Source organism: Streptomyces sp. NPDC051173 (genome assembly GCF_040689515.1).
In the GTDB taxonomy this organism is placed as follows: Bacteria; Actinomycetota; Actinomycetes; order Streptomycetales; family Streptomycetaceae; genus Streptomyces.
On the sequence record NZ_JBFBBD010000037.1, the window covers coordinates 49,820 to 64,475 of the forward strand.

Below are 14,656 nucleotides of genomic sequence, written 5' to 3' on the forward strand. Positions count from 1 at the left end.
ACGCGCGCTACGGCCCACTCGGCGCCCCACCGCCGTCGAGAACCGACCGCAGCCACATCTCGCAGGCCAGGGTGTTGTCGAGGGAGCGCATCACCTCCGGTGACAGTTCGGGGTGGCGCAGGCCCGCGCGCAGGGCCGACGCGTCCAGGAGGCCCGCGCGGGCCAGGCGGGACTCGGTGACGATCTCGGCGAGTTCGGCCTTGTTGCGGCGGAGGCCGAGGTAGAAGTCGGCGCTGTACTCGCCCTTGGTGGAGCGCGCCAGGACGGTGTCCGGCACGAGGTCGGCCATGGCCGTGGCGAGCAGGGGTTTGTAGCGGTCGCGGGCGCCGCGCTCGGCGATCCGTACGGAGAGGGCGGCCTCGATCACGCGGTCGTCGAGATAGGGCGCGGCGTACGGCAGGCCCTGCGCCGCCGTCACCTGGTCGACCTGCCGGAAGCCGCGCCCACACGCCTGCACGCAGGACAGCGCGATGTGCTGGCCGCGCTGGGCCGCGAGCGGCTCCGGGACGTCGGCGGCCGCCGCGCGCAGGAGGCACTGCACGGCCCGGACCGCGTCCGGCGTGGCCCAGGGCGGCATGCGCAGGGCCGGCCCCCAGGCCGTGGACGAACGGGCGCCCTGCGTGAGCCCGTCGCCCCAGGCGGCGAGCCACTGGCTGAACGTGCTGCGGTCCGCGAGCCCCCGCAACAGGGACCACAGCGGCCACCGGCGGAGCGCGCGCGGCCTGCGCACCAGGCTGAGCGTGGGCAGCGTGTGGCGACGGAAACGGTCGCGCGCGTAAGGAGGGAGCGCGCAGAACAGCTCGTCCCCACCACCGCCCGACAGATGCAGCTGCGAACCCCGCTCGGTCATCAGCTCCACGAGCGTGGTGAGCCGGGTGCCGTCCCGCACCCAGCTGCCCGGTTCGTCGGCCGTCGCCCCGAGGTCGGTCAGACCGCTGAACCACAGGGGTGCGCGCGACCGTTCGGGAACGACGTGCTCGGCCGTGCCCGGCAGCCGGGCGGCCGCCAGCTGCGCCCAGGCCGCGTCGTCGTTCGCCGCGTCGACGCTCTCCCAGCGGAACGTGACCAGACGGGCCGGGCCGCGGGCGGCGAGGAAGCACAGGCTCGTGGAATCCATGCCGCCGGAGAGGTCCGAGCTCACGGCCTTGGCGTCCGCCGTGCAGGAGTCCACGGCCGCCGTGAGCGCCCGCCGCACCTCCACGGCCCCCTCGGCCAGCGGCAGATGGGGTTCCGGAGGATTCCACCACTGGTGCACCTCGGCGCGCCCGTCCTCCTCGATCAGCAGGGAGCTCCCGGACGGCAGCGCCTCGACACCCCGCCACAGGCTGGGCCCCGCGTCGAGCGGGCAGGGCGGTGGGGACGACAGCAGGTGGAGAGCCAGCCTCCGCTCGTCCACACCCGAGCCGAGGGCCCGCGCCAGCGTGTCCGCACGGCTCGCCGCCACCGTGACCCCGTCCAGCCGGGCGCGGAACACCCGCCGCACCCCCGAGGCACTCCCCCGCACCCGCACCCGGCCACCGACGGAGGCGACCGCGTGGAAGCTGCCCTCCAGACCCGCCAGCGCCCCCTCGACGTCCGCGATCTCCCGCACCCGTCCGAGCCGGACCCGCAGCGCCTCGGCGGTGACGGGACACCGCCCGATCACCGCCAGCCGCGCCTCGCCCACCGCGGCCACCACCGCCTGCCCGGCCGGCCAGCTCCCCACCAGCCATGGCCGCCCGGAGTGGTGGTCGATCACCTCGGCGGCCCGACGGCGCAACGCCCCCGCCACGGCCGCCCCCGACTCTCCGTCGGGAACGACCGCGAACCACATCTCTCCGCTCATCGCCCGGTCAGCTCGGCCGCACGTACCAGGGGGCGTAACCGCCTTCGAAGTACGTCCCGGTGGATGTGCCCAGCGTCAGATCGACGAACTCGCCGACCTCCATCAACTCCGGTGGCTCGTACGGCTCTTCTTCCTGCTCCACGACGGCTTCCCTCCCCGGGTCACAGCTCCGACAGCCGGGTAACTTCCCGATATCGCCCCCTAATTACACCTGATCAACACTTCGTCCACCCAAACGGGTGAGATCAACCACTTGTCGTATGCGGGTGGTTGGCGCCGCCGGGTGCGCCTCATCAGCCATTGCGCGGCCGCGCGGTCCGCGTTCGCGGCTTCCGGGCGGGGGCTGGTGACGGCTTCGGCGAGCCCTGGCGGACGTACGGCACGGTAGTCGGCGAACCGACGGACGCCGCAACTGCGGCACTGCACAAGGCCGTTGGCGTGCACCCAACCCCCGTTGTGCGGGCACGCCACTCCCGCGCTCACGCCCGCACCCCCAGCAGCATGTGCACCACCCGCTCATGCCCGCGCAGCGCGACGAGCACGGTCGCCTCCCTCATCTTGTCGCCTCCGGCGGCGGCCTCCCGCCAGGCTCGCTCCAGGACCGGGCATTCCGGGCAACGACTCCGCGACCAGGTCCCGGTGGGCCAGAGCCCGGCCTCGTCCCGCTCCTCCCGGGTCGCCAACCGCAGGGCAGAGAAGGGCACTTCCCATTCGGCGCCGCCGCCCGGCGCCCGCACGAACACGCGCTTACCGACGCTGTCGATCACCTGCACGATCCGTCCCTCGCGCGTGTCCACCACGAAGACACCGTTTCGATACGCCATCACCGCACCCCATCCCCAACTCGTCCGGCCGAGGCCGTAGTTGCAGCTCGGCCCACACACCACGATGGAACCTGAATATTTGAGGCGCAAGTTTTCTACCCCAATTTGCCACGACTGAGTGAACGGCTGCATCTGGCAGGCACGTTGCTGTCGATAGAGTCACGATTCGGAGGAGGTGATCACGTGTCCGATGCCACGCCAACACTGATGCGCCGTCGGCTGGGCTCGATCCTGAAGACGATGCGCACGAGAGCCGGCTTGACCTTGGTGGATGCGGCCAAGCTGCTCGGCCTGTCCGGAGCACCGACGCTGAGCAAGATCGAGCACGGGAAGCAGCGACCGGACCTGGACAAGTTTCTCGACGTGTACGGGGTTACGGACCCCGTACAGATCGCGGAGACCAGGAAGATCGCGAAATTTGCGGCCACCAGCCGACAGAAGAACCTGTTCACGCAGTACAAGGATGCAATCCGCGCGCCGTTCGCCGACTTCATCGAGTTGGAGGAGATCGCGACCCGTGCCGATGTATACGCGGCTTCGATCGTTCCGGGCCTGTTGCAGACCTCCGACTACGCCTACGCCGTCATCGAAGGAAGCAGCAAGTGGAGTACCTCGCGTGAAGTGCGGACTTTTACCGAACTCCGCATGAAGCGACAGGCCGTCCTGAACAACCGCACAGCCGAAGAATTCGCGACGGAGCCTCTCTCCATGTGGTGCGTCCTCGACGAGGCATGCTTACGACGCAAGGTGGGCGGCCCCGAGGTGCTCCAGAAGCAGCTCGCGCACCTGCTCAGCATGTCGGAGCAGCCGAATATTGACGTGCAGGTTCTCCCGTTCGACTCGGGAGCGCACACTGGAATCGACGGCTCGTACACGGTCTTCCACTTCGACGCAGGTGAACCGGTCATCGCCGTAGAGCCGCTGACGACCTGCATCTACCTGGAAGAAGATGCCCACATCGGGCGATACGACGCCGCGTTCAACCACCTGCGAGCACGCGCGCTGGACACAGATGCGACCCGCGACTTCATCCAGAGGATCGCCGGGGAGGGGACTTGAGGATGACGTTCAGGACGAGCAGCTACAGCAACGGCGGAGACAACTGCGTGGAGATATCCGACTCCGATGACGTCATAGCCATACGTGACTCCAAAATCCCTCACGGCCCCATGCTGCGCTTCCCTCCTGAGGCGTACCGCTCCTTCATCGCAAAAATCATCAAGGAGACCCTTTGAACACGTTCAAGAAGAGCAGCTACAGCTCCACCGTCGAAAACTGCGTGGAAATATGCCACGCCGACGACTTCATGTCCATACGGGACTCCAAGAATCCCAATAGCCCCATCCTCCACTTCCCCCCGGACGCGTATCGCTCTTTCATCGCAAGGATCATCAAGGAGACCCTTTGATCACGTTCAGGAAGAGCAGCTACAGCTCCGGCCACGAGACCTGCGTCGAGATAGCCCTCTCCCCCACCGTCATAGCCATACGCGACTCCAAGAACCCCAACAGCCCCACCCTCCACTTCAATTCAACCGCATACCACTCCTTCTCCCACGCCCTCATTCACGGTGACCTGAACTCCCGATAAATAATCCCAATCGCCCATCCGAGTGGTCACACGTCAACACCCCTTCCCCAACTCCCCAAAAAGATGGACGCTCCCCTTCCACCCCCATTAAGGGAAAGGGAACGTTCACACATGCACGCGCCCCGACGAATCACCACAGCCATGCACCTCCGCAGAGCCGCTCTCGCCGCAGGCGGCGCGTTGCTGCTGCTCGTGGCCGTACCGGCCAACGCCCGGGCGGCGAGCGGCACCTTCACGTACATGAGGTTCGACACGGGAACCCTCGACGGGCTTTCCGACCCTCCGAACGACCGCTGCCTCCCGCTCGACGGCGGCGCGTCCCACGCCAGTAACGACACCGACGCGACCGCTTTCGTCTACGCCGACGGCGCCTGCACGCAGCTTCTCGCGATCGTCGGAACGGGCGGCAGTTGGGACGAGACAGGTCCGCCACCCCGGCCGGCCCGCTCCGTGGGATTCGGCTCCGGCTGAGCACTCCGAGGGGCTGACACATCCCGAACGGAGAACACCATGCGTTCCCTCAAAAAGCTGTTGGCGGCAGCGCTCCTCTTCACGGCATTCGCCGCGCCGACCGCGTCGGCCGACACGGGCCCCGCCACCGCGGGCACCGTCAAGCAAGGCATCACCGCGGACTACAAATGGTGGACCTGGGGCGACCTGAGCGCAGGCGACTGCCACCAGAGCGGCGGCGAGCTGAAGCTCTATTCGGACGGCAAACTCACCTTCACCGCAAGGACGCAGACGACTTTCACGCTGAGCGGTGACATCTGGCACGCACGCTTCGCCCTGAAGAACGCGAACGGCCAGGAGCTCTACAGGACCACGACGTACGACAGCCCGACGATGTGGCCGAGCAAGTGGTACGACATGAACGTACAGGGCGCGTTCGAACCGAGCGTCTACGCGGCGACGTCCCAGGTCACGCAGTACTACTCCTGCTGACCGCCGGACCCGACGGCGGCCCCGCCGCCGTCGGGCTCAGGGGAGGCGGAGCCGATGGTGCCGCGGTGCCCAGCTGGTCGTCAGCATCCGGGGGCGAAGCCACTGGGCGCTGCGGATCCAGGACTTCGAGTTCTGGGGCCTCAGCGCGCTGACTCAGCTCGGCAGGATCGCCACCTGCACCGTGAGCATGGCGGGAAACGCGCAGTTCGCCCGCCTCTCGGCCCTCGACAGCGTCGGCCCCGAGCCGTGGTCGGCGTCGCTGACCGAAGATCTGGACCTGGGGATCAGTCTCGCGGCCGGGGGCTGGAAGGTGGTCTCCAGTACGGGGGCGTTCGTATCGCAGCAGGGGCTGACCGATCCACGCCGCTTGCTGCGGCAGCGCACCCGCTGGGCCCAGGGCCACATGAGCGCCATCACCCGCCTGCCCGAACTCTGGAGACCGGGAGCCATCGGCTTCGCCGGCCGCCTGGAACTCACCGGCTACCTGCTCATCCCCTACGTGATCACCCTGCCCTACTCCGTGATCCAGCAACTCCTCCTCATACGCCTCCTGTCCGGGCCGGGGCCGGTACCCGGATCGGCCTGGCTGAGTGCCCTGACCTGCTACGCCATGACTTTCGCGGCCAACCTCGCCTGGGCGGTGGCCTATTGGCCCCGCGCGGAGGACCCTCCCCCTGTGGAAGGCGATCGCCTGCCGCCCATCACGGAGGCATGTGGCGCAAGAGAGGCTCAGCCCCTCTGATCTACATCGCCAGTCATCACGCTGCTTGCTCCTGGCGCTGTTTCAACGCCTCCGCGGCGTTCCGCCGGGTACGTGCCATCAGGTCGACGGGGGCTCCAGCACCTTGTCCCGGCACGTCCTTCCAGTCACGGATTCTGTTCGCCACGGTCGTCAACAGACCGTCGCCGGGCTTGACATCGATGTAGAACAAGGCTTCGTCCACCTTGCGGTCGTCGCCACCCCAGCGGACAGCTCCGCCAAGTTCGGCGAGTACATCCCGCATCACCACCTGCTGACCGGGACTCCGGTCAGCACCCGTCTGTTCCGATCTTGCACCTTCTGGATCTCCTTGCGCACCATGCCAGGATCAGGGTTCATCACCGCCGCATACCCGGGTGTGGCGAGCAGTTGTGATTCCACAGCGGCGCCTGCGGTGATAAAGGCAGCGCGACGTAGGACAGTGCGCCGTGACAAGGGAGTCGTCACTTTCTTTCCTCCTGGCTATGCGTGATCGCGAATCCGGTGAGTATGAGGGCACAGACGCCCAGCGCAAGCACAGCTGGGTTGATATACGCGGGAACTATCACTTGGACGACATGGCCGCCGCTGGTGCGGCATCCGAAGTGGAGCGGGACGAACGTCGGTACGTATCCAGTGAGTCGTGCGGTACCGATCGCCGCGTGGCATGCGCGAGCCTGTTCCGTCTCGTCGGAGAAGATCAGGTGCAGCAGCCCCCAGGTGTACATACCGACGGCGGCGGCCCACCCGAGGGAGGCTATGGACTTCACGAAAGAACTTCTTGTGCCTGCGGTCCGGGCACGGAGCAACAGCCTGACCCCATACACGACGAGCCACAGGACCGCGATGACGCCTGCCAGGGACAGCAAGATCACGACAGCAGGGTCATGGCCCGCGTACGGTTCGTCTCCGGACACCGAGCGCCTCATTTCACAGGTTGCGGGAGATGGAGTTGTACTTCTCCATCACGTAGTACAGCCCCAGACGCTTCTTCGCCTCGGAGAACGCAGGCTCGGCAGGGCCTTGATAGCGACGCAGGACGTCGTAGATCTCTGAGTCGCTGTAGTCCAGGCGCGGCGACCTCATCGCAGGGGAGTTGTCGTCACCGCCGGGTTTGCCATCGATGTCCCACATGTGGATCATGCAAACGCTGGTGAGGGCGAACTCCTCGCTGTCGTGCGCCTTTTTCCATATCGAGTACTTGTCATCGTCCTTGCACCTCCAAACCAGCACTACCGGCGTCTACCCCGGTACCACCTGGCCCACCGAACTCGTCGGGCGCGACGTCCAGCACCCAGTGCCCAGCAACCCAGCGATCGAGATCACCGACATTACGAAGACGCAGGGCTGAATCCGGGACACCCGATGGGGCGGGATGCCTTCCCCAAGACATCCCGCCCCATCGTCCGCATCAACCCGGCCGCCGGCCGACGCGTCCGCCTTCCTGGAGCGACACCGTCATGCAGTGAGGCCCGTTGGAGTCGGGCGCCAGGGATCACGAAGCCGGCGGCCTCCCTCACCGCCTGCGCCCGCGGCCGGACGCTCGCTATCCTCGGGGTGGCGAAGGGAGTGGCGGATGCCCGGGCAGCAGGAGCGGCCGTGCGCGGCCTGCGACGGTGACGGCATCACCACGAAGACCGAGTACACCGTCGAGACCGATGCCGACGGCCGCCAGCGTCCCGTCACCCGCACCAGCTATTCGTCCTGCACCCTCTGCGGCGGCACGGGCAGCACGTCGGGCTAAGGGGTGTCTGATGGATCTCCGCGGCGTCGCGACGCCCGGCACGCACTCTCGCCGCACCGGCCGAAAACCCGAGTACGCCCAGTACGAGGGCTTCCGGCCGGCACGCCGAGAGCACGCACCGGACACCGCTCCTTCCCCACGGAGATCCATCAGACACCCCTCAGCGCACCGCGCCCGTGCCGGGGAGTTCCTTGCCCATCCACACCTCGGCGTACGGGTCGTCCTCGACCGTGTTGTAGCGGGGAACGCACAGGAACCCGTGCCGGGCGTACAGCGCCCTCGCCTCCACCAGGTCCGCGCGGGTGTCCAGCACGATCCGCGCGGCGCCCCACTCGCGCGCGACGGCCTCGGCCCCGGCCAGCAGCGCGGGGGCGGCACCGCGCCCCCGCGCGGCGGGCCGCACGAACATCCTCTTCAGCTCGGCGGTCCCCCACTCCCGGCCGAACCACCGCAGCCCCAGACACCCCATCGGCTCCCCGCCCTGCCGGGCCACCAACAGGACACCCTCGGGCGGGACGAGATCGTCATGCGGCTCCTCCGCGACATACCCCTCGATCTCCTCCGGCATCGTGGTACGGCCCTCGTGGAGCAGGAAATAGCGATCGGCGATCTCGGTCATGTAATCCCGCATCAAAGCCACCGCCTCGGGAGAACGGACGGACTGCGGGGCGACGGTCCAGGGGGAGACAGCGCTGGTCATGACGGGATGGTCGCACGGAGCGTTTCGCGGACGCGCCCGAATTATTGAGGTGCGTGATCCAGCCGCCAGTGGTTACGGAACCGGCTCAGGGCCAGGCCGGTCGTGGTCGTACGCTCCCCGGTCGCCGCACAGGCCGCCCGCCAGTCCGCCTCCAGCTCCGTGCACCGGTCACACCCTCTCCGCCCGGGCACACCATCACTGTTGACCAGGACCCGGAGCGCCTCCCGCTCCTGCCCCATGGCCAGCCGCAACGCCGCCGCGGGCACCTCCCACTCGACCCCGCCACCAGGCACACGCACCAGCACGCGAGAACCTCGATGGCCGATCACTTGGGCGACCCTGCCCTCCCGGGTGTCCACCACGTATGCACCCACTCGATACGTCACCGTTCCCCCCTCCAACTCATTCACTCATGTACATAAGTCCTCTCACAGAGAAACCCACCACCGACATGACAGTCAACCTCGCTCACTCTTCAGGGTGACTGACGGAATGTCAGGAAGATGTCAGTCGCGTGCGGGGATCCGGTAGTCGAGCACGAACCGGTCCGCAGCCATGACCGTGTCGCAGACTTCCACCACGTCGCCCTCGTCAGTTACTGCAGCGCGGACGAGGTGGATCACCGGAGCGCCGGGGCTCAGCTGAAGCGCGGCCGTCTCCTGCTTGGTGGCCAATCGGGCTCGAACCGTCTCGACGTACTCGGCGAGACGATGCCCATGCTCCTCCAGCCGGGCGTAAATGCCGCCCCCGCCAGGGTTATCTCTCAGCAATTCAGGAACGGCTTCGGCAATCGACCACGGCAGATACGACGTGGCCTCCTCTGCCGGCACTCCATCAACGAAGTACCGGCGCCGACGCGCCAGGACCTTGCTCCCCTCGGCGACACCCAGATGCCCGGCGATGTCCGTCGGCGCGCCCATGGGGCCGACATAGAGCACGTGAACACCAGGGGTATGTCCCGCCGCCTCCGTCTCCACCAGATAGGCGGCCTTGCCCGCCTTACGGTGGGAACGACGGAAACGGTCAGAGGACTTCCTTGTCACCGGGGGCAAGCTTCTTGTGTAGGAGCCTCGTCCATGATGGGTCTCCACCAGACCCGCCGTCCGCAGTTCAGCGATGGCCTTGCGTACAGTGCCCTGCGAGACCCCATAGCGTCCCATCACCTCGGACTCACTGGGAAGCTTGACACCGGGGGCCAGCACGCCCGTGCGGATCTGATCGGCGAGATCGTCTGCGATTTGCAGATACCGCGGCTTCCCCGAGTACCGAAGGGCCTCGCTACCCATGGATCTCTGCCCTTCTATCCTCGTCCACATGAGTACGGCACCCCAGTCTCGCAGGTCCGCACCGCTCCACTCCGTCTCGGTGGCGGGAGCCGTCGTGCGCGAGGACGGGTACGTTCTCGCCATCAGGCGGGCTGACAACGGGCACTGGGAACTGCCCGGTGGCGTACTGGAGATCGCGGAGTCTCCGGAGGCCGGCGCCCGCCGGGAGGTCTTGGAGGAGACGGGCATCGAGGTCGAGGTGCAGCGACTCACCGGCGTCTACAAGAACATGACGCGCGGCATCGTCGCACTGGTCTTCCGCTGCACCCCCGTCGGCGGCAGCGAACGTACCTCCGGCGAGTCCGTCGCCGTCTCCTGGTTGGCACCGGAGGAGGTGACCGCGATGATGGCGGAGGCGTACGCGGTCCGGTTGCTTGACGCCCTCAGCGACGACGCCCCGCACGTACGGATCCACGACGGCTGGCGGTTGATACCGGCGTAGTCGACCGACCCAGCCCTCCCGCCGCACCGAAGCCCCAACCACGAGGAGACACCCATGACCCCACGGTTCGGCCTGGTCATACGCTTCACGCTGCGCGACGCGGACACGGCAGACAGCTTCGACGCATTGGTGTCCCGGACCCTGGAGGGAATCCGGCAGCACGAGCAGGGCACGGTCAGGTCCTCGCGGGTGTCCAGCACGATCCGCGCGGCGCCCCACTCGCGCGCGACGGCCTCGGCCCCGGCCAGCAGCGCGGGGGCGGCACCGCGCCCCCGCGCGGCGGGCCGTACGAACATCCGCTTCAGCTCGGCGGTCCCCCACTCCCGGTCGAACCACCGCAGCCCCAGACACCCCATCGGCTCCCCGCCCTGCCGGGCCACCAACAGGACACCCTCGGGCGGGACGAGATCGTCATGCGGCTCCTCGGCGACGAACCCCTCGATCTCCTCCGGCATCGTGGTACGGCCCTCGTGGAGCAGGAAATAGCGATCGGCGATCTCGGTCATGTAGTCCCGCATCAAGGCCACCGCCCCAGGCGAACCAACGGGCTGCGGGGCGACGATCCAGGGGCCGGTCATGGCGGCATGGCCGCACGGAGGATCACACGGACGCGCCCGAATCACCCGGCGCGTGATCCAGCCGCCAGTGGTTACGGAACCGACTCAGAGCCAAGCCGGTCGTGATCGCCCGCTCCCCGGTCGCCGCACAGGCCGCCCGCCAGCCCGCCTCCAGCTCCGCACACCGGTCACACCCTCTCCGCCCGGGCACACCATCACTGTTGACCAGGACCCGGAGCGCCTCCCGCTCCTGCCCCATGGCCAGCCGCAGCACCGACGCGGGCACCTCCCACTCGACCCCGCCACCAGGCACACGCACCCGCACGCGAGAACCTCGATGGCCGATCACTTGGGCGACCCTGTCCTCCCGGGTGTCCACCACGTATGCACCCACTCGATACGTCACCGTTTCGCGCCTCCATCCGTTTTCGACAGGCCGATTTTCGAAGCCGCCTCACGGCAACTTCTCTAGAGACGTTATCCAGTGAAGCTTCCTTCTCTAGAGAAGTCAACTCATCTCTAGAGACGTTGCGTTGTTCGTGGACAACCCCCGGTTCCGCAGTGACAGCCGATCGCCCCTTACGCTGTCTGGAGAGGAAAGAGGTGATCACCCGATGGCCGACCAGGGCTCTGGCCGCCGACCGAAATACCAGCGGATCGCTGCCGATCTGAGGGAGGCGATCCAGGCCGGCGAGTACGAACCCGGCGGTCGGCTGCCCGGCGAGAACGAGCTGATGGCCACCTACGGCGTGGCCCGCATGACCGTGCGCCAGGCCCTCGGCGTGCTACAGAGCGAAGGCCTCGCAGAGGCGCGAAAGGGTGCGGGAGTCTTCGTGCGATCGTTCAAGCCGATCCGGCGAAGGGGCATCCAGCGACTGGCCGAGGGCACGTGGGGCTCAGGGCGTTCCATATGGTCGGGCGAGATCGAGAATCGCACCCTCCTGGTCGACCGGGTGGACATCACTGAGCAGCCCGCACCAGAACACGTGGCCACCGCCTTGGGATTGGCGATGGACACCGCCGTCTGCGTACGGAACAGGCGCTTCGTCCTCGACGGCAAACCTGTTCTGCTCGCCACCTCCTATCTCCCTGCCGGCCTTGTAGCCGATTCCGCGATCGCTCAGGAGGATTCCGGCCCTGGAGGCACCTACGCACGCCTGGCGGAGCTCGGCGCCAAACCCGTGCACTTCCGTGAGGAGATCCGGTGCCGCATGCCGTCGGGTGCGGAGGCCGAGCAACTCGGTCTGACCTCGGGCACCCCCGTCATCCTGCTCTGCCGGACAGCGTTCACCGAGAACGGCAGAGCCGTCGAGCTCAACGAGATGACACTCGACTCGGCCTCCTATGTGCTGGAGTACGAGTTCGACAACTAGGACTTGTCCGGCCGATCATGTGCGGAGCCAGATGGTGAGGGCTGCGGCGGTGGATGATCGGCACCGCGCCCCCACGCGGCGGGCCGCGCGGACTGCATGGTCGCACAGGGGCTTTCGCGGCCGCGCCCCAATCACCCGGGCGCGTGATCCAGCCGCCAGTGGTTGCGGAACCGGCTCAGGGCGTCGACCGCAGCGACCGTACGCTCCCCGGCCGCGCACGCCGCGCGCCAGGCCGAATCCAGTTCGGCGCACCGGGCGCAACCCGCCGCGTGCGGGCCGTCGCTGTTGGCCAGGAGGCGGAACGCGGCGCGCTCTTCGCTCATGGCCAGCCGCAACGCGGCTACAGGCACCTCCCATTCGAGCCCCCCGCCGGGCGTGCGCACCTGCACGCGGGAGCCGCGATGGCCGATCACTTGGGCCACTCTGTCCTCCCGCGTATCCACCACGTATGCGCCCACTCGATACGTCACGGCGTCCGTTCCTTCTGCGAGATACTGCCTGACCTGCTCTTACTTCTACGTAACCGCACGACTGCGCAGAGCGGTACCGTTGGGCGGGGGGCAGCACTTGAATCCCTTTAATATCCGCAGGAGCACGTGGAGTTGATGGGTGTGGCAGAGCGGAAGAACGAGGGCTTGGCCCGGCTGCTGGCCGAGAGTCGTTGGACCTACCGCCAGTTCGCCATGGCGGTCAACCGGCTGGGGACCGAGACCGGCGCTCCCGTGAAGTACGACGAGTCGTCCGTGCACCACTGGCTGGCCGGAACGCTGCCGAGGAAGACCGTACGGCCCCTCGTCCTTGAAGCCCTGGCCCGCAAGCTGGGCCGTCCCGTGACACACGCCGAAGCGGGGTTCCCCACGCCCGAGCAGAAGACCGCCGGGCCCGCGGACACCGTGGAAGGGCTGGTCGACCTCGGGCGACTGGACATGGACCCGTCCCGGCGGGGCGTCCTGGGCGCCGGGCTGTTCTCCGTCGCGTTGACGATTCCGGGCTGGCAGGACGTCATCGGCCGGGCGGAGGCCGTGCAGAGCGGGCGGACCACGCGTATCGGCCGGCCCGAGGTCGACATGGTGATCGCGATGACGGAGCGCGTGTCGTCTCTCGACGATCAGTTCGGGGGGCGGCACGCGCGGCCCATGGCCGCGGCCTTCATGGTGAACACCGTAGCCGCTTACCTACGGGCGGATGCCGCGCCCGATGTCCGGCAAGGAATGCTTTCGGCCGCAGCGGACCTGTCCTACCTCACGGGCTGGATGGCGGTGGACGAGGGATTTCACGGCCTCGCGCAGAGCTACTACACCCGCGCTCTGGAACTGGCCGGTGCGGCCACCGACTACCTCACGTATTGCACAACCCTCCGCGGAATGAGCGTCCAGGCGGTGGACCTGGGCCATGCAGCACCGGCCGTACGCCTCGCGGACGCAGCGGCGGCCGCCTCACCTCAGGCCGGGCCCCGTATGCGGGCGTTCCTCGCCGGACAGCAGGCCCACTCGGCCGCTCTGGCGGGAGACCGGCACAACGCGCTGCTCTACATCAAGGAGGCCGAGGTCGCGATGGAGAAGGCCGAGGCCCGCGAGAAGGCGTTCGGCTCCTACGGCCCCTCATCGCTGCTGTACCACGTCAGTCAGGTGAAATACGGCCTCGGCGACGTACGAGGATCCATCACGACGATGGAGGAATCACAGAAGCTGCGGCGCAGCGATCACCGCCGGAGCCGCGTCCGCTTCCGGTCGATGACGGCGGAGCGGCAGCTGGAGATCGGCCACTTGGAGGCCGCGTGCACGACGTGGCACAGCGTCCTGGACGACTATCCGCTGGTGCACTCGGCGGCCTGTGACGGCCGTGTCCAGAGAATGCGCGCCCTCATCCGCCCCCACCTCAAGAACGCCAAGGCCCGCGAACTCTACGACCGCGCCACGACCATGAAGCGCCCACTCGCCGTGTAGCCCGTACCGAAGCCCTAACCACGAGGAGACACCCATGACCCCACGGTTCGGCCTGGTCGTACGTTTCACGCTGCGCGACGCGGACGCGGCGGACGGCTTCGACGCGTTGGTGTCCCGGACGCTGGAGGGAATCCGGCAGCACGAGCAGGGCACGGTCGTCTACCTGAACCACCGCGTGCCCGGTGAGCCGCACGTACGGCTCTTCTACGAGCTGTACGAGGACCGCGCCGCGTTCGACGCCCACGAACAGCAGCCGCACACCAGGCACTTCCTCGAAGCCCGCGAGCAGTTCGTGACCAAGACCGAGGTGACTTTCCTGGAAGGCCTCGACGGGAAGCCGTCGCCCTGACGGCACCCCTCACAACCGCTGAATGATCGTCCCCGTGGCCAGCCCCCCGCCCGCGCACATCGTGATGAGCGCGAACTCCTTGTCCGCCCGCCCCAGTTCATGCAAGGCCGCCGTGAGAAGACGGGCCCCCGCCGCACCGATCGGGTGGCCCAGGGCTATCGCCCCGCCATTAGGCGTACTTCTCCGCCGAACACCTCTCCTGGCTGCGCGAACGGGGACTCGTCCCGCGCATCGCCCGACCGGGCATCGAGTCCGGCGAACGGCTCGGCCGGCACCGCTGGAAGATCGAGCGGTCCATCG

General features: G+C 67.8%; 24 protein-coding genes and 3 pseudogenes. 13 read left to right on the plus strand and 14 right to left on the minus strand.

From position 1 onward, the window contains the following. Nucleotides 1–7: 7 nt before the first annotated feature. The 4 genes from AB0435_RS20215 to AB0435_RS20230 are packed head-to-tail and all read right to left on the minus strand — an operon-like array spanning nucleotide 8 to nucleotide 2,649. Nucleotides 8–1,825: an asparagine synthase-related protein gene (locus AB0435_RS20215; RefSeq protein ID WP_366427589.1), complete on the minus strand. Its 1,818-nt coding sequence runs from the start codon at nucleotides 1,823–1,825 to the stop codon at nucleotides 8–10. A gap of 7 nt (nucleotides 1,826–1,832) precedes the next feature. Continuing rightward, entirely contained in the window at nucleotides 1,833–1,967 is a 135-nt protein-coding gene (locus tag AB0435_RS20220) for a lasso RiPP family leader peptide-containing protein (RefSeq protein ID WP_366005664.1), read from the minus strand. A 59-nt stretch (nucleotides 1,968–2,026) separates the two neighbouring features. After that, the gene (locus AB0435_RS20225; protein WP_366005665.1) at nucleotides 2,027–2,308 is read right to left on the minus strand and encodes a DUF6255 family natural product biosynthesis protein; all 282 of its coding nucleotides are present in this window, start codon (nucleotides 2,306–2,308) and stop codon (nucleotides 2,027–2,029) included. Next, nucleotides 2,305–2,649 carry a hypothetical protein gene (locus tag AB0435_RS20230; protein ID WP_366427590.1) on the minus strand — a complete coding sequence of 115 codons (345 nt, stop codon included), beginning with the start codon at nucleotides 2,647–2,649 and terminating at the stop codon, nucleotides 2,305–2,307. The genes AB0435_RS20225 and AB0435_RS20230 overlap by 4 nt, the downstream gene beginning before the upstream one ends. Nucleotides 2,650–2,832: 183 nt before the next feature. Here AB0435_RS20230 and AB0435_RS20235 point away from each other — a divergent pair, with 183 nt between their 5' ends. The 7 genes from AB0435_RS20235 to AB0435_RS20265 all read left to right on the plus strand — a co-directional run bounded on the left by AB0435_RS20235 (nucleotide 2,833) and on the right by AB0435_RS20265 (nucleotide 5,923). Next, nucleotides 2,833–3,708, plus strand: a complete 876-nt coding sequence (locus AB0435_RS20235) for a helix-turn-helix transcriptional regulator (RefSeq protein WP_366005667.1) — start codon at nucleotides 2,833–2,835, stop codon at nucleotides 3,706–3,708. Nucleotides 3,709–3,710: 2 nt separating this feature from the next. Beyond that, nucleotides 3,711–3,884: a DUF397 domain-containing protein gene (locus AB0435_RS20240; protein ID WP_366005668.1), complete on the plus strand. Its 174-nt coding sequence runs from the start codon at nucleotides 3,711–3,713 to the stop codon at nucleotides 3,882–3,884. Beyond that, nucleotides 3,881–4,057 carry a DUF397 domain-containing protein gene (locus AB0435_RS20245; protein WP_366427591.1) on the plus strand — a complete coding sequence of 59 codons (177 nt, stop codon included), beginning with the start codon at nucleotides 3,881–3,883 and terminating at the stop codon, nucleotides 4,055–4,057. The genes AB0435_RS20240 and AB0435_RS20245 overlap by 4 nt, the downstream gene beginning before the upstream one ends. Then, nucleotides 4,054–4,239 carry a DUF397 domain-containing protein gene (locus AB0435_RS20250; RefSeq protein WP_366005670.1) on the plus strand — a complete coding sequence of 62 codons (186 nt, stop codon included), beginning with the start codon at nucleotides 4,054–4,056 and terminating at the stop codon, nucleotides 4,237–4,239. Before AB0435_RS20245 ends, AB0435_RS20250 begins: the two co-directional genes overlap by 4 nt. A 141-nt stretch (nucleotides 4,240–4,380) precedes the next feature. Further along, nucleotides 4,381–4,710 (plus strand): hypothetical protein, encoded by a 330-nt coding sequence (locus AB0435_RS20255; protein WP_366427592.1) that lies wholly within the window; start codon nucleotides 4,381–4,383, stop codon nucleotides 4,708–4,710. Between the two features lie 39 nt (nucleotides 4,711–4,749). Further along, complete coding sequence (locus AB0435_RS20260; protein WP_366427593.1) at nucleotides 4,750–5,181, plus strand: DUF6294 family protein; 432 nt, start codon at nucleotides 4,750–4,752, stop codon at nucleotides 5,179–5,181. Between the two features lie 73 nt (nucleotides 5,182–5,254). Continuing rightward, nucleotides 5,255–5,923: a glycosyltransferase gene (locus AB0435_RS20265; RefSeq protein WP_366427602.1), complete on the plus strand. Its 669-nt coding sequence runs from the start codon at nucleotides 5,255–5,257 to the stop codon at nucleotides 5,921–5,923. A 16-nt stretch (nucleotides 5,924–5,939) separates the two neighbouring features. Here the strand turns inward: AB0435_RS20265 and AB0435_RS20270 are convergent, their stop codons facing one another. From AB0435_RS20270 to AB0435_RS20280, 3 genes are all read right to left on the minus strand, one after another. Then, entirely contained in the window at nucleotides 5,940–6,185 is a 246-nt protein-coding gene (locus tag AB0435_RS20270) for a hypothetical protein (RefSeq protein ID WP_366008609.1), read from the minus strand. Between the two features lie 199 nt (nucleotides 6,186–6,384). Next, nucleotides 6,385–6,795, minus strand: coding sequence for a hypothetical protein (locus AB0435_RS20275; protein ID WP_366008611.1), 411 nt, complete (start codon nucleotides 6,793–6,795; stop codon nucleotides 6,385–6,387). Nucleotides 6,796–6,850: 55 nt separating this feature from the next. Then, entirely contained in the window at nucleotides 6,851–7,054 is a 204-nt protein-coding gene (locus AB0435_RS20280) for a hypothetical protein (RefSeq protein WP_366008612.1), read from the minus strand. 442 nt (nucleotides 7,055–7,496) lie between these two features. Here AB0435_RS20280 and AB0435_RS20285 point away from each other — a divergent pair, with 442 nt between their 5' ends. Further along, on the plus strand, nucleotides 7,497–7,664 hold the full coding sequence (locus AB0435_RS20285; RefSeq protein ID WP_366427594.1) for a hypothetical protein: 168 nt from the start codon (nucleotides 7,497–7,499) through the stop codon (nucleotides 7,662–7,664). Between the two features lie 160 nt (nucleotides 7,665–7,824). Here AB0435_RS20285 and AB0435_RS20290 read toward each other — a convergent pair whose 3' ends face one another. The 3 genes from AB0435_RS20290 to AB0435_RS20300 form a co-directional block, all read right to left on the minus strand. Next, nucleotides 7,825–8,364, minus strand: a complete 540-nt coding sequence (locus tag AB0435_RS20290) for a GNAT family N-acetyltransferase (RefSeq protein WP_366427595.1) — start codon at nucleotides 8,362–8,364, stop codon at nucleotides 7,825–7,827. A 41-nt stretch (nucleotides 8,365–8,405) separates the two neighbouring features. Continuing rightward, nucleotides 8,406–8,669, minus strand: coding sequence for a hypothetical protein (locus AB0435_RS20295; protein ID WP_366427596.1), 264 nt, complete (start codon nucleotides 8,667–8,669; stop codon nucleotides 8,406–8,408). Between the two features lie 201 nt (nucleotides 8,670–8,870). Next, nucleotides 8,871–9,650, minus strand: a complete 780-nt coding sequence (locus AB0435_RS20300; protein ID WP_366008619.1) for a GntR family transcriptional regulator — start codon at nucleotides 9,648–9,650, stop codon at nucleotides 8,871–8,873. Nucleotides 9,651–9,666: 16 nt separating this feature from the next. Between AB0435_RS20300 and AB0435_RS20305 the strand changes: the two genes are divergently transcribed. Next, entirely contained in the window at nucleotides 9,667–10,131 is a 465-nt protein-coding gene (locus AB0435_RS20305) for an NUDIX domain-containing protein (RefSeq protein WP_366008621.1), read from the plus strand. A 239-nt stretch (nucleotides 10,132–10,370) separates the two neighbouring features. Here the strand turns inward: AB0435_RS20305 and AB0435_RS20310 are convergent. Together AB0435_RS20310 and AB0435_RS20315 are read right to left on the minus strand one after the other, a co-directional pair. Continuing rightward, nucleotides 10,371–10,709: pseudogene (locus tag AB0435_RS20310) on the minus strand (GNAT family N-acetyltransferase); the annotation flags it as partial. A gap of 22 nt (nucleotides 10,710–10,731) precedes the next feature. Then, nucleotides 10,732–11,013, minus strand: coding sequence for a hypothetical protein (locus tag AB0435_RS20315; protein WP_366427597.1), 282 nt, complete (start codon nucleotides 11,011–11,013; stop codon nucleotides 10,732–10,734). Between the two features lie 289 nt (nucleotides 11,014–11,302). Between AB0435_RS20315 and AB0435_RS20320 the strand changes: the two genes are divergently transcribed. Further along, nucleotides 11,303–12,061: a GntR family transcriptional regulator gene (locus AB0435_RS20320; protein ID WP_366427598.1), complete on the plus strand. Its 759-nt coding sequence runs from the start codon at nucleotides 11,303–11,305 to the stop codon at nucleotides 12,059–12,061. 131 nt (nucleotides 12,062–12,192) lie between these two features. Here the strand turns inward: AB0435_RS20320 and AB0435_RS20325 are convergent, their stop codons facing one another. Next, entirely contained in the window at nucleotides 12,193–12,531 is a 339-nt protein-coding gene (locus AB0435_RS20325; protein ID WP_366006831.1) for a hypothetical protein, read from the minus strand. 135 nt (nucleotides 12,532–12,666) lie between these two features. On the opposite strand from AB0435_RS20325, the gene AB0435_RS20330 reads away from it, so the two are divergent. After that, the gene (locus AB0435_RS20330; RefSeq protein WP_366427599.1) at nucleotides 12,667–14,007 is read left to right on the plus strand and encodes a tetratricopeptide repeat protein; all 1,341 of its coding nucleotides are present in this window, start codon (nucleotides 12,667–12,669) and stop codon (nucleotides 14,005–14,007) included. A 34-nt stretch (nucleotides 14,008–14,041) separates the two neighbouring features. Then, nucleotides 14,042–14,356: an antibiotic biosynthesis monooxygenase gene (locus AB0435_RS20335; RefSeq protein ID WP_366006833.1), complete on the plus strand. Its 315-nt coding sequence runs from the start codon at nucleotides 14,042–14,044 to the stop codon at nucleotides 14,354–14,356. 9 nt (nucleotides 14,357–14,365) lie between these two features. Here AB0435_RS20335 and AB0435_RS20340 read toward each other — a convergent pair. Further along, nucleotides 14,366–14,527: pseudogene (locus AB0435_RS20340) on the minus strand (steroid 3-ketoacyl-CoA thiolase); the annotation flags it as partial. Between the two features lie 35 nt (nucleotides 14,528–14,562). On the opposite strand from AB0435_RS20340, the pseudogene AB0435_RS20345 reads away from it, so the two are divergent. Next, nucleotides 14,563–14,656 (plus strand): annotated as a pseudogene (locus tag AB0435_RS20345) (IS5/IS1182 family transposase); the annotation flags it as partial.

Coding starts and splice junctions, on each gene's coding strand:
- AB0435_RS20240 (WP_366005668.1), top strand. CDS start 3,711: ATGACGTTCAGGACGAGCAGCTACAGCAACGGCGGAGACAACTGCGTG.
- AB0435_RS20255 (WP_366427592.1), top strand. CDS start 4,381: ATGCACCTCCGCAGAGCCGCTCTCGCCGCAGGCGGCGCGTTGCTGCTG.
- AB0435_RS20260 (WP_366427593.1), top strand. CDS start 4,750: ATGCGTTCCCTCAAAAAGCTGTTGGCGGCAGCGCTCCTCTTCACGGCA.
- AB0435_RS20270 (WP_366008609.1), bottom strand. CDS start 6,185: ATGCGGGATGTACTCGCCGAACTTGGCGGAGCTGTCCGCTGGGGTGGC.
- AB0435_RS20300 (WP_366008619.1), bottom strand. CDS start 9,650: ATGGGTAGCGAGGCCCTTCGGTACTCGGGGAAGCCGCGGTATCTGCAA.
- AB0435_RS20320 (WP_366427598.1), top strand. CDS start 11,303: ATGGCCGACCAGGGCTCTGGCCGCCGACCGAAATACCAGCGGATCGCT.
- AB0435_RS20290 (WP_366427595.1), bottom strand. CDS start 8,364: ATGACCAGCGCTGTCTCCCCCTGGACCGTCGCCCCGCAGTCCGTCCGT.
- AB0435_RS20215 (WP_366427589.1), bottom strand. CDS start 1,825: ATGAGCGGAGAGATGTGGTTCGCGGTCGTTCCCGACGGAGAGTCGGGG.
- AB0435_RS20330 (WP_366427599.1), top strand. CDS start 12,667: ATGGGTGTGGCAGAGCGGAAGAACGAGGGCTTGGCCCGGCTGCTGGCC.
- AB0435_RS20280 (WP_366008612.1), bottom strand. CDS start 7,054: ATGTGGGACATCGATGGCAAACCCGGCGGTGACGACAACTCCCCTGCG.
- AB0435_RS20230 (WP_366427590.1), bottom strand. CDS start 2,649: ATGGCGTATCGAAACGGTGTCTTCGTGGTGGACACGCGCGAGGGACGG.
- AB0435_RS20285 (WP_366427594.1), top strand. CDS start 7,497: ATGCCCGGGCAGCAGGAGCGGCCGTGCGCGGCCTGCGACGGTGACGGC.
- AB0435_RS20335 (WP_366006833.1), top strand. CDS start 14,042: ATGACCCCACGGTTCGGCCTGGTCGTACGTTTCACGCTGCGCGACGCG.